11 protein-coding genes and 1 pseudogene are annotated in these 10,416 nt (G+C 70.8%); 2 read left to right on the top strand and 10 right to left on the bottom strand.

Annotation, left to right across the window (positions count from 1 at the left end; translation table 11 throughout):
- Positions 1 to 257, bottom strand: a pseudogene (locus tag VJ693_RS20390) (glutamine--fructose-6-phosphate aminotransferase); the annotation flags it as partial.
- Positions 258 to 399: 142 nt separating this feature from the next.
- On the opposite strand from VJ693_RS20390, the gene VJ693_RS20395 reads away from it, so the two are divergent.
- The gene (locus tag VJ693_RS20395; protein WP_324157201.1) at positions 400 to 885 is read left to right on the top strand and encodes an Lrp/AsnC family transcriptional regulator; all 486 of its coding nucleotides are present in this window, start codon (positions 400 to 402) and stop codon (positions 883 to 885) included.
- A gap of 67 nt (positions 886 to 952) precedes the next feature.
- Here VJ693_RS20395 and cfa read toward each other — a convergent pair whose 3' ends face one another.
- The 6 genes from cfa to VJ693_RS20425 all read right to left on the bottom strand — a co-directional run bounded on the left by cfa (position 953) and on the right by VJ693_RS20425 (position 7,082).
- The gene (gene cfa / locus VJ693_RS20400) at positions 953 to 2,152 is read right to left on the bottom strand and encodes a cyclopropane fatty acyl phospholipid synthase (RefSeq protein ID WP_414652328.1); all 1,200 of its coding nucleotides are present in this window, start codon (positions 2,150 to 2,152) and stop codon (positions 953 to 955) included.
- Positions 2,153 to 2,293: 141 nt separating this feature from the next.
- Entirely contained in the window at positions 2,294 to 3,475 is a 1,182-nt protein-coding gene (locus VJ693_RS20405; protein ID WP_324157204.1) for a class I SAM-dependent rRNA methyltransferase, read from the bottom strand.
- A 30-nt stretch (positions 3,476 to 3,505) separates the two neighbouring features.
- The gene (locus VJ693_RS20410; protein ID WP_324157206.1) at positions 3,506 to 4,369 is read right to left on the bottom strand and encodes a hypothetical protein; all 864 of its coding nucleotides are present in this window, start codon (positions 4,367 to 4,369) and stop codon (positions 3,506 to 3,508) included.
- 21 nt (positions 4,370 to 4,390) lie between these two features.
- On the bottom strand, positions 4,391 to 5,269 hold the full coding sequence (locus VJ693_RS20415; protein ID WP_324157208.1) for an ABC transporter ATP-binding protein: 879 nt from the start codon (positions 5,267 to 5,269) through the stop codon (positions 4,391 to 4,393).
- 4 nt (positions 5,270 to 5,273) lie between these two features.
- Entirely contained in the window at positions 5,274 to 5,621 is a 348-nt protein-coding gene (locus tag VJ693_RS20420; protein ID WP_324157211.1) for a GntR family transcriptional regulator, read from the bottom strand.
- 117 nt (positions 5,622 to 5,738) lie between these two features.
- The gene (locus VJ693_RS20425; RefSeq protein WP_324157213.1) at positions 5,739 to 7,082 is read right to left on the bottom strand and encodes a M48 family metallopeptidase; all 1,344 of its coding nucleotides are present in this window, start codon (positions 7,080 to 7,082) and stop codon (positions 5,739 to 5,741) included.
- 167 nt (positions 7,083 to 7,249) lie between these two features.
- On the opposite strand from VJ693_RS20425, the gene VJ693_RS20430 reads away from it, so the two are divergent.
- Entirely contained in the window at positions 7,250 to 7,804 is a 555-nt protein-coding gene (locus VJ693_RS20430) for a hypothetical protein (protein WP_324157214.1), read from the top strand.
- 27 nt (positions 7,805 to 7,831) lie between these two features.
- Here VJ693_RS20430 and VJ693_RS20435 read toward each other — a convergent pair whose 3' ends face one another.
- The 3 genes from VJ693_RS20435 to dapF are packed head-to-tail and all read right to left on the bottom strand — an operon-like array spanning position 7,832 to position 10,383.
- Positions 7,832 to 8,794, bottom strand: coding sequence for a tyrosine recombinase XerC (locus tag VJ693_RS20435; protein ID WP_324157216.1), 963 nt, complete (start codon positions 8,792 to 8,794; stop codon positions 7,832 to 7,834).
- 12 nt (positions 8,795 to 8,806) lie between these two features.
- Complete coding sequence (locus VJ693_RS20440) at positions 8,807 to 9,481, bottom strand: DUF484 family protein (RefSeq protein WP_324157218.1); 675 nt, start codon at positions 9,479 to 9,481, stop codon at positions 8,807 to 8,809.
- A gap of 20 nt (positions 9,482 to 9,501) precedes the next feature.
- Positions 9,502 to 10,383 (bottom strand): diaminopimelate epimerase, encoded by an 882-nt coding sequence (dapF, locus tag VJ693_RS20445; RefSeq protein ID WP_324157220.1) that lies wholly within the window; start codon positions 10,381 to 10,383, stop codon positions 9,502 to 9,504.
- Positions 10,384 to 10,416 lie beyond the last annotated feature (33 nt).

Below are 10,416 nucleotides of genomic sequence, written 5' to 3' on the forward strand. Positions count from 1 at the left end.
TGCGCGTTGTGCACCGCCGGCGCGCCGTGCGTGGCCCAGCGCGTGTGGGCGATGCCGGTGCCGCTGGCCACGTGGTCGTGCTCCACCTGCGCCAGCAGATCGGCCACGCGCTCGGTCGAGCGGGTGCGGCGAAGCTGCCCATCCTGGTGGACAGCCACGCCGCAGGAGTCGTAGCCGCGGTATTCGAGCCGCTGCAGGCCCTGCACGAGGATGGGGACGATGTTGCGGGCGCTGACGGCGCCGACGATGCCGCACATGGTGGTTGCTCTTTCTTTCGGTTCGGCCGCAGGGCGGCAAGTTCGGGCATCGTAGGCCGGCGGAAACGAAATCTGCTTTCAATTTCAGCCGATGATTGAAATCAAGAACCTTCACCTCGAAGGAATGGAATAATCATTCAAAGTGTCAAACTCTACGAACGAATCCGTCTCACTGGACGCCCTCGACTGGCGCCTGCTCGACCTGTTGCAGGCCGACGCCGGCCTGACCAATCAGGCGCTGGCCGAGGCCGCGCAGGTCTCGCCGGCCACCGCGCTGCGCCGCGTCAAGCGGCTGCGCGAGCTGGGGGTCATCGAGCGTTTCACCGCCCTGCTCGCCCCGCGCTTCGCCGGCCGGGGCCTGAGCGCGATCTGCGAGATCACGCTCGATCGCCAGGGCGAGGAGCACCAGGCCGCCTTCGAGGCGCGCGCCGTCGCCGACCCGGCCGTGCAGCAGTGCTGGCGCGTCTCGCCGGGGCCGGATGTCGTGCTGGTCGCGTGGGCGGCCGACATGCCGGCCTTCCACGCCTTCACCCAGCGCCTGTTTACCCAGGACGCGAACGTGCGAAACGTGAAGACCTACTTCGCGCTGAAGCGGGCCAAGTTCGACCCGCGGGTCGAGGCGCCTTGAATGGGGCGCGCGAAGCGCCGCCCCCTCCAAGTGGCGTGCGCGGATCCGGCTTGTATGGTGTGGGGGCCTACGTACTCCGCCGGTAGCCGCCCGGCACGCCGCGCGGCGACAGCACCCACTGCCAGAGCTGGATGTCGCGCGCGCGGAAGTCGCCGGCGCAGGACAGCAGGTAGTAGGTCCACATGCGGTGGAAGCGCTCGCCCAGCCGCTCGGCGAATCGCGGCCAGGCCGCCTCGACGTTGGCGAACCAGCTCATCAGCGTGCGGTCGTAGTCGGCGCCGAAGTTGTGCAGGTCTTCGACGACGAAACGCTGCTCGCAGGCGCGGCCGATGCGCGCGATCGTCGGCAGCTCGCCGTTGGGGAAGATGTACTTGTCGATCCACGGGTTGGTGCCGTCGCCCTGCTCGTTGCGGCCGATGGTGTGCAGCAGGAACAGCCCCTCGGGCTGCAACAGGCTCTCGGCCAGGTGCATGAAGCTCGCGTAGTTCTTGTGCCCCACGTGCTCGAACATGCCCAGGCTCACGATGCGGTCGAAGCGGCTGACCTTGCCCGGCAGATCGCGGTAGTCCTGCAGCAGGAATTCGACCGGCAGCCCGGCGCAGCGCTCGCGCCCGAGCGCCACCTGCTCGGCCGACACCGTGACGCCGATGCACTGCACGCCGTGCCGCTCGGCGGCGTATTTCATGAAGCTGCCCCAGCCGCAGCCGATGTCGAGCACGCGCATGCCCGGCTGCAGGCCGAGCTTGCGGCACACCAGCTCGAGCTTGGCCTCCTGCGCCTGGTCGAGCGTGGCGGCGCCGCCGCTCCAGTAGGCGCAGGTGTAGGTCATGCGCTTGTCGAGCATGGCTTCGTAGAAGTCGTTGCCGAGGTCGTAGTGGCGCTGGCCGACCTCCCAGGCACGGCGCTTGGTCTGGCGGTTCAGCCAGCGCGACTTGAGCAGGTGCCACATCGGGGGCCGCGTCGCCGCCGCCGGGCCCTGGTTGCCCAGCGCCATCTGGGCGCGCACCAGCTTGTCGAAGAACTGGTCCAGCCGCTCGGCGGTCCAGTGGCCATCCATGTAGCTCTCGCCCAGGCCCACGGTGCCCTGGCCGAGCACGCGCTCGGGCACGTCCGGCGCCAGCAGCTGCATGTCCCAGGGCCGGTCGCCGCCAACGCGGATGTCGGCCCGCGCCAGCAGGCGCTCGAACCACTCGCGTGCGCCCTGCCCACGGCGTGCCCGCCGCCGACGCTCGTTGCCTGCCGCCAAGTTGACCGCTTCTGCGTCCATACCTGCCTGACCCCCACTGCACTGTGCGATAAGGCGCGCGATCCGGTCAAGCCCCAAGGGGCAGTGGGCCGTTCGCGCCGTGGCAGGCAAGGGGGGCAAACGACGGTCCGGCCCGGCCGGCCGCCGTGCGGCCGGCCGGGGCTACTGCTTGAGGATCGCCAGGCCCTTGAGGTACTCGCCCTCGGGGAACATCAGCGTCGTCGGGTGGTCGGGCGCGCCTTCGAGCCGCGCGAGGATCGCGCCGTCGGCGCCGGCGTCCATCGCCGCGCCGGCGACGATCTTGTGGAACAGCTCGGCCCCCACGCCGCCCGAGCAGCTGAAGGTCAGCAGCAGCCCGCCCGGCGCGAGCAGCTTCAGGCCCAGGCGGTTGATGTCCTTGTAGGCACGGGCGGCGCGCTCGGCGTGCGCCGCGGTCGGTGCGAACTTGGGCGGGTCGAGCACGATCGCGTCGAAGCGCTCGCCATCCTTCAGCGCCTCGCGCAGGTAGGCGTTCACATCGGCATCGACGGCCTGGTGGCGGGCGGCGTCGAAGCCGTTCAGCGCGACATGGGCGCTGGCGCGCGCCAGCGCTGGGGCCGATGAATCGACGTTGACCACCTGCTCGGCCCCGCCGGCCAGCGCCGCGACGCTGAAACCACCGGTGTAGCTGTAGCAGTTCAGCACCCGCTTGATGCCGAAGCCGCGCACCCAGCCGGCCAGGCGCGCGCGGTTGTCGCGCTGGTCGAGGTAGAAGCCGGTCTTGTGGCCTTCGTGCACATCCAGCGTCAGGCGCCAGCCGTGCTCGCGGATCGTCACTTCGGTGTCGCCCTCGCCGCGCAGCCAGCCGGTGACGGCCGGCAGGCCCTCGAGCGTGCGCACGCCGGAGTCGGAGCGTTCATAGAGCCGCGTGCAGCCGGTGGCCTGCAGCAGTGCGTCGGCGATGGCCTGCTTGAAGCGCTCGGTGCCCGCCGAGAGGAACTGGGCCGAGAGCAGGTCACCGTAGCGGTCGACCACCAGGCCGGGCAGGCCATCGGCCTCGCCGTGGATCAGGCGCACGCCGTCGCTGTCGACATTCAGGCGCTGGCGCAGCGCGACGGCGGCGGCGATGCGGCGCCGGAAGAAGGCGTGGTCGATACGCTCGGCCTCGTCGAAGGTCCAGGCCCGCACGCGGATCTGCGAACTGGGCGAGTACGCGGCCCAGGCCAGGAAGCGGCCGTCGTGGCTCTCGACGCGCACCGTCTCGCCGGCGTCGGCCTGGCCCTTGGCGATGCTGCCGGCGAAGACCCAGGGGTGGTGGCGCAGCAGCGAACGTTCCTTGCCGTCACGCAGGCGAATCACTTTCATGGCGTGATTGTCGCCTGCGGTACCCGGTGATCAGTCTTGGTTTCGGCGCCAGACCAGCAGCGCGAAGCAGCCTGCGGCGACCAGCACACCGCCCGCGAACAGCGGGCTCGCCAGGTCGCTCAGAGCGCCCAGCGCGTCGTGCCCCAGCATCCCGGGCAGATCGGCCAGCGCCGGGGGCGCTTTGTCGTCGAGCACCATCGGCGCCACGGCCCGCGCGGCGTTGCGGAACAAGCTGCCGATCAGGTCCAGGACGATCGGCTGGTCATAGCCTTTCGCCAGGATCAGCCCGCCCAGGCCCAGCACCGCCGCGAGCGCCGGCACACCCCAGCGCTTGAGCCAGGCCGAGGCCGCCATCGCGCCCAGCAGCAGCGGCGACAGCCACAGCGCCGCCAGGACAAGGCCCAGCGCCAGCCGCGCGATGCCGGCCACGAAGACCGCGCCCACCATCGCCCAGGGGATCTGCGCCAGCGAAGCCACGCCGTGCACACGGGCCTCGGCGATCAGGCCGGCCACCGGGCTGCCTGCGGCGGCCAGGCCGAGCAGCAGCAAGGGCATCGCCAGCAGGTGCATCAACAAGGTCGCGCCGATCGCCTGGGCATGCCCGACGGGCAGTGACAGCCAGAACTCGATCGAGCGGTCCTGCCGGTCGCGCCGCGCCAGGCCCGGCGCCTGGATCGCCACGGCGCCGCCGGCCAGCACGAGCAGCAAGAAGATGTAGCCCATCGCCACGATCAGCGCCACCATGCCGGGCGGCGGCGGCGAGCCGTCGCCGAACTGGATCGTGCCGAAGCTCATCAGCGGCACCATGATCACGAACGGCACGCTGCCCAGCAGCAGCCAGCCGAAGCGGTGCTGCATCCACTCGCGCAGCAGCAGGGTCTTGAAGGTTTGCATCGTCGGTCTCCTGGCGCGCTTTCAGCGTTGCGGGTTGATCTCGGGCGCGCGGGTCAGCGCGACGAACAGGTCGACCAGGCTGGGCCGCATGCGCTGGCCGAGCCGGGTCACGTCGGCCGGCGGGTGGCCATCGAACAGCGCGGCCGATTCGCCCTGCTGGCGGTAGCGCAGGATCGGGTGCGCGGCGGCGATCGCCTCGGCTGCCTGCGGGTCGTGCTTGAGCGCGACGAAACGATCGTCGATCTGGTCGAGCGGGATGTCGAGCACCAGCTTGCCCTCGTTGAGCATCATCACGTCGGACAGCAGGCCCTCGATCTCCTCGACCTGGTGGGTCGAGATCAGCACGCTGCGCTCGCCGTCGCACCATTCGTCGATCAGCATCTCGTAGAAAGCCTTGCGGCTGAGCACGTCCAGGCCCAGCGTCGGCTCGTCGAGGATCATCAGCTTCGCGTCGACCGCGGCGATCAGCGCCAGGTGCGTCTGCACGACCATGCCGCGCGACAGCGACTTGACCTTGTCGCCGGTCTTGACGCTGGTGCGCCGCAGCAGCGCCCGTGCCCGCTCGGCCGAGAAGCGCGGGTGCAGGCCGGTCATCAGCTCGATCAGCTGGTCGACGGTGGCCCAGCGCGGCAGGATCGCCACGTCGGGGATGTAGGTCACCTGCTCGAGCAGCTTGACGCGCTCGCGCCGCGGCTCGAAGCCCAGCACGTCGAGCCGGCCCTCGTGGTCGTGCAGGCCGACCATCGCCTTCATCAGCGAGGTCTTGCCGGCGCCGTTGTGGCCCAGCAGGCCGACGACGCGGCCCCGGGGGATCGTGAAGCTCAGGCTGTCCAGCGCCAGCTTCTTGCCGTAGTGCAGGCTCAAGGCCTCGGCCCGGATGAGCGTGTCTTGCGTCGTCATTTGGTCATGCCTCCCAGTTCAGTTGGTCCATCTGCAGGCCCAGGCGGCGCAGGCGCGTTCGAAGCTGGGGCCACTCCTGCTCCAGGAAGCGCTGGCGTTCGAGGGCCCGCAGCCGGTCGCGTGCGCCGGAGCGCACGAACAGGCCGAGCCCGCGCCGGTTGTCCAGCAGCCCGTCGTCGGCCAGCGCCTGCAGCGCCCGGCCCACGGTCAGGGGATTGAGCATGTACTGCGCGGCCAGCGCCCGCACCGAGGGCATCGGCTCGCCCTCGGGCGGCTCGCCATCGAGCAGTGCGCCGGACAGGCGGTCGGCCAGTTGCCGGTAGATCGGCTGGCGGTCGTCCCAGGTGGGCATCGTGGTCACCTCGCAGGTGTCTTAGTGATGTAAGACACTGTAGGCGGGCCCGCCAGGCCTGTCCCGCCCGGTGCGACGGGCTGCAGGATCGGGCGACGGGCTGCAAGCCTGGCGAGGTTATGGCAGCGCCTGCTCGCGCCAGCGCATGGCGGCCAGGATGCGGCTGTGGGCGCTGGGGTGGTCGAAGAAGACGAACTCCTCGATCGGCCCGGGCTCGGTCTTGCGGTATTCGGCCAGCTTCAGCATCACCTCGGCCAGGCCGAGCGGCTCGCGCGCCAGGTTCAGCGCCCACAAATCAGCCTCGGTCTCCATCGTGCGCACGATGGTGTTGGTGACCGGCGTCGCGACGAACATGAAGGCCGTCAGCACCGCCAGCAGCAGCGGCAGCGAGCCGACGTCGGTCACGCCCTCGGTGCCGCCCGGCAGCCGCCAGCGTGCACCGTGGCGCGCGAGCAGCCGACGCATCGCCCAGGCGGCGAAGGCGAAAGCGGCGAAGAACAGCACGCCGAACTGCACCAGCGTCTTGGGCACGTGGTTCATCGCGTAGTGGCCGATCTCGTGGGCCATCACCGCGCGGATCTCGGGCTCGCTCGATCGGCGCAGCAGGTTGTCGTTCAGCCGCACGCGGGCCGTGCCGCCCAGGCCCGCGACGTTGGCGCTGACGCGGGTGGTCTGGCGCGACGCGTCGAACTCGTAGACGTTGTCGGCCGGCACGCCGTTGGCACGCGCCATTGCCAGCACCGCACGCTTGACCGGGCCGTCCTCGACCGGCTTGTAGGTGTTGAACAGCGGGTCGATCCAGATCGGCGCAATCAGCGCGCCGAAGGCCATCAGGCCCACCGCGACGACGGTGGCCCACATCCACCAGCGCTCGCGCGCCAGGCGCAGCACGCCGTACAGCAGCGACACCGACAGCGCGATGATCAGCGTCGTCACCGCCAGTTCCACCAGGCGCTCGGCGAACCAGGCGGCGAAGCCCTGGGTCGCCAGGCCATAGGCGTGCTCGCGCACGAAACCCTGGTAGATCGTCAGCGGCAGCGTCAAGCCCCAGGTGGCCGCCGCATAGAAGCCGCCGTACAGCGCATCGGCCAGCGGGCGCCAGCGCGCGACGCGGCGGGCCCAGTCGCGCACCGCGATCGACGGCCGCGTCCACAGCAGCAGCGCGCTGACGCCCAGGCCCAGCAGCGCGTTCCACAGGATCAGCCAGTAGCCGCCCTCGAAATAGGCATCGGAGCGGGCGCGCGCCTCGGGCGACAGGCGGTCGAGGTAGGCGCGGGTCGCGGCCTCGGGCTCGCGCGGCAGGCTGGCGTGCCAGCTGTCGTCGACCGGGCGGATCGGCAGGCGAGGTGCCACGGCGCTGGCCACGGGGGTTGCGGCGGCCAGCGCCACATCGAAACTCGTGGTGCCGATGCCGATCAGCGCCGCGGCGAGCGCGGCCCGCCAGATTCGGGTCCATCCCATCGTCATGTCTCTCGTGGAGGCGGCGAAGGCGCGATTGTCTGCGCGCATAGCGGCCTGGCCGACTCCGGCCGCCCCCTAGTTTCAAGTCGCCCGGCAGGCCGGCGCGGCGCCCGCAGCGCTTCACAATCGTCGCCCACCACTTATCAGTACAGCAGGAGGAGTTCTCGATGTCGACCCGTTTTCGCCCGGCTGCCGCCACCCTGACTGCGTTCGCCCTTGGCCTGGCCGGTTGCGGCAAGGTCAGCGAGGTCGCCAGCGAGAAAGCCACCGAGAAGATGATCGAGGCGCAGATCAACAAGGACGGCGGCAACGCCAAGGTCGACCTGTCCAAGAACGGTGCCACCGTCGAGGGCACCGACGAGCACGGCAAGGCCTTCAAGATGGAGATGGGCTCGGCCCAGCTCGCCGAGAAGGACGTCGGGATCCCCTTCTACCCCGGCGCCAAGCCCGCCGACGAAGGCGGCACCCGCATCAGGAACGACGGCGGCGAGATGGTCTCGATCGAGTTGCGCAGCAGCGACGATGCGAAGAAGGTCTCGGCCTGGTACCGCGAGCAGCTCAAGGCCCGCGGCGAGGGCGCGACGGTGATCGACTCGGCGCAGGACAAGGGCATGCAGCTGTCGATCGTGAACGAGAAGGCCAAGGAACACGTGATGGTCGACGTCAGCGGCGACGCCGAGGGCAGCCGCATCACGCTGGTGCACTCGACCAACGCGAAATAGGCCCCGCCGGCGCCCGGCGCGGCGCCGTCAGGGCGTCTTCTTCTTCGCCCGCGGATGGGCCGCGTCGTACACCTTGGCCAGGTGCTGGAAGTCGAGCTTGGTGTAGACCTGGGTCGTCGAGATGTTGGCGTGGCCGAGCAGCTCCTGCACCGCCCGCAAGTCGCCGCTGGATTGCAGCAGGTGCGAGGCGAAGCTGTGCCGCAGCATGTGCGGGTGCACCGAGGTCGGCAGCCCGGCTTCGAGCGCCAGCGTCTTCAGCCGCGCGCGCACCTGGCTCGCCGACAAGCGCGTGCCGCGCTGGCTGACGAACAGCGCCGGCTCGCCCGTCGCCGCCACGCCGGGCCGCAGCGCGAGCCAGGCGGCCAGCGCCTCGCGCGACGCGCCGCCCACCGGCACCTCGCGCCATTTCGAGCCTTTGCCGCGCACCTGCGCGTGGGCCTCGGCCAGGTCGACCCAGCCGGCCGCCGAGCCGCTGGCCTGCACATCCAGCCCGACCAACTCGCCCACCCGCAGCCCGCTGCCGTACAGCAGCTCGACGATCGCGTGGTCGCGCGCGTGCAGCGCGGGGTCGCCCCTCTCGTCGCCTCCCTTGCTGCTCTTGTGCTCGTACGACGCGAGTGCTACCGCCTGGTCCACCGCCAGCGCCTTGGGCAGCGGCTTGGCTGCCTTGGGCGCGCGCACGCCGTCGACCGGGTTCAGCTTGACGCCGCCCTGCAGCCCCCACCAACGGTAGAAGCCGCGCCAGGCCGACAGCAGCAGCGCCAGGCTGCGCGAGCCCAGCCCCCCGGCGTGCAGCCGGGCCATCAGCATGCGCACATGGTGGGGCTGCAGCGATTCGGGCGCCACCTGCAGGGCGGCGGCGCCCTGGACCAGGCGCGTCAACGCGTCGGTGTACAGCGCCAGCGTGCGCCCGGCAAGTTGCCGCTCGGCGCGCAGGTGCGCGAGGTAGTGCTCGGCCGGCTCGGGCAGCGGGGCGGCCGCCTCAGCCATGGTCAGACCCCGTCAGTCCGAGAGCAGACGCGCGAGCGCGGCGCTGGCCAGGTCGCCCACCTGCTGCAGGAACTCGGTGCCCATGTCGCTCTGGAAGCGCAGCGCATCGGGAGAGCCGAGCGCCAGCAGGCCGAAGCATTCGCCGGCCGCGGCCCCCAGGCGCAGCGGCACCAGCGCGATCGACTGCGCCGGCGTGCCGTCGGCACTGAGCCAGTGGGCCGCCTCGAAGCCGGAGTTCAGGCCGCAGAACGGCACGCTCAGGCTGGCGGAGAAGGTCTTCAGGTCGTCGCTGACAGCTTGCGCCCACGGCAGCCCGGCATGCGCCGGCGCGACGCCCCAGACGCGCAGCGCCGCCTGCGGGATCATGAACTCGTGCTTGAGCTCCTCGATCAGCACCTGCGGCAGCACGCTGGCGCTGCGGGCCAGCATCACCGCCCGCGTCCAGCGGTGCATCTTGTTGACCAGCGCCTCGTTGTCGTGGCCGGCGCGGATCATCTCGATGATGCGGCGCTCCAGGCCCTTGATGCGCTCGCGCAGCATGTCCATCTGCCGCTCCTGCAACGAAACGGCACGGCCGCCGTGCGGGTTGGCCAGCTGGATGCTCGCCAGCAACTCGGCATGTCGCTCGAAGAAGCCTGGCGTGTTGGCCAGGTAGGTGGCAATGTCGTCTTCGGTAATGCCTTGCACGCCGGCTCCGGTGGTCGAAATCACAGCTCGATCTCCCCTTCAAAAACCGTCTCGGCCGGGCCGGTCATCAGCACCGGGGCGTCACCGCCAGCCCATTCGATCGTCAGGTGCCCGCCACGCGTCGTCACGTCGACCTTGGCGTCCAGCCAGCCCAGGCGGATGCCCGCCACCACCGCCGCGCAGGCGCCGGTGCCGCAGGCCAGCGTCTCGCCGGCATCGCGCTCGAACACGCGCAGCGCGATCTGCGCGCGCGACTGCACCTGCATGAAGCCGACGTTGACCTTGCGCGGGAAGCGCGGGTGGGCCTCGATCATCGGCCCCAGTTCGGCCACCGGCGCCTCGTTGACGTTGTCCACCCGCAGCACCGCGTGCGGGTTGCCCATCGACAGCACGGCCACCTCGACCTGGCGCGCGCCGGGCCGGCGCTCGCGCCGGTCGTCGGGCAGGTCCAGCGGCCACAGCGCGAACCCGTTGAGCTCGCGCGGCACCAGACCCTCGGCGTCGAAAGGCACCCGCTTCGGGTCGAACACCGGGCGGTTCATGTCGACCGTGACGCGGCCGTCGGGCTGCTGGTGCAGCTCCAGCAGGTTGTTCATCGTCTCGACGCGGATCGTGTCGCGCTCGGTCAGGCCGTGCGCGCGCACGTAGCGCACGAAGCAGCGCGCGCCGTTGCCGCAGTGCTCGACTTCCGCGCCGGTGGCGCCGTTGAAGATCCGGTAGCGGAAATCCACGCCCGGCCGGGTCGCGGCCTCGACGACGAGTATCTGGTCGGCGCCGACGCCGAAGCGCCGGTCACCCAGCTGGCGCAACTGGGCCGTGCTCAGGGCCAGTGGCGCGTGGGTGGCGTCGAGCACGACAAAGTCGTTGCCCGCGCCCTGCATCTTGGTGAAGCGAACACGCATGGGGCCGGATTATCGGCGCAGGGGCGCTCCCCC

This window comes from Ideonella sp. (assembly GCF_035254525.1).
Classification (GTDB): domain Bacteria; phylum Pseudomonadota; class Gammaproteobacteria; order Burkholderiales; family Burkholderiaceae_C; genus Ideonella.

Excerpts from the sequence above, each read along its gene's own strand:
- cfa (WP_414652328.1), bottom strand. The coding sequence starts at position 2,152 with ATGGACGCAGAAGCGGTCAACTTGGCGGCAGGCAACGAGCGTCGGCGG.
- VJ693_RS20405 (WP_324157204.1), bottom strand. The coding sequence starts at position 3,475 with ATGAAAGTGATTCGCCTGCGTGACGGCAAGGAACGTTCGCTGCTGCGC.
- VJ693_RS20410 (WP_324157206.1), bottom strand. The coding sequence starts at position 4,369 with ATGCAAACCTTCAAGACCCTGCTGCTGCGCGAGTGGATGCAGCACCGC.
- VJ693_RS20415 (WP_324157208.1), bottom strand. The coding sequence starts at position 5,269 with ATGACGACGCAAGACACGCTCATCCGGGCCGAGGCCTTGAGCCTGCAC.
- VJ693_RS20420 (WP_324157211.1), bottom strand. The coding sequence starts at position 5,621 with ATGCCCACCTGGGACGACCGCCAGCCGATCTACCGGCAACTGGCCGAC.
- VJ693_RS20425 (WP_324157213.1), bottom strand. The coding sequence starts at position 7,082 with ATGGGATGGACCCGAATCTGGCGGGCCGCGCTCGCCGCGGCGCTGATC.
- VJ693_RS20430 (WP_324157214.1), top strand. The coding sequence starts at position 7,250 with ATGTCGACCCGTTTTCGCCCGGCTGCCGCCACCCTGACTGCGTTCGCC.
- VJ693_RS20435 (WP_324157216.1), bottom strand. The coding sequence starts at position 8,794 with ATGGCTGAGGCGGCCGCCCCGCTGCCCGAGCCGGCCGAGCACTACCTC.
- dapF (WP_324157220.1), bottom strand. The coding sequence starts at position 10,383 with ATGCGTGTTCGCTTCACCAAGATGCAGGGCGCGGGCAACGACTTTGTC.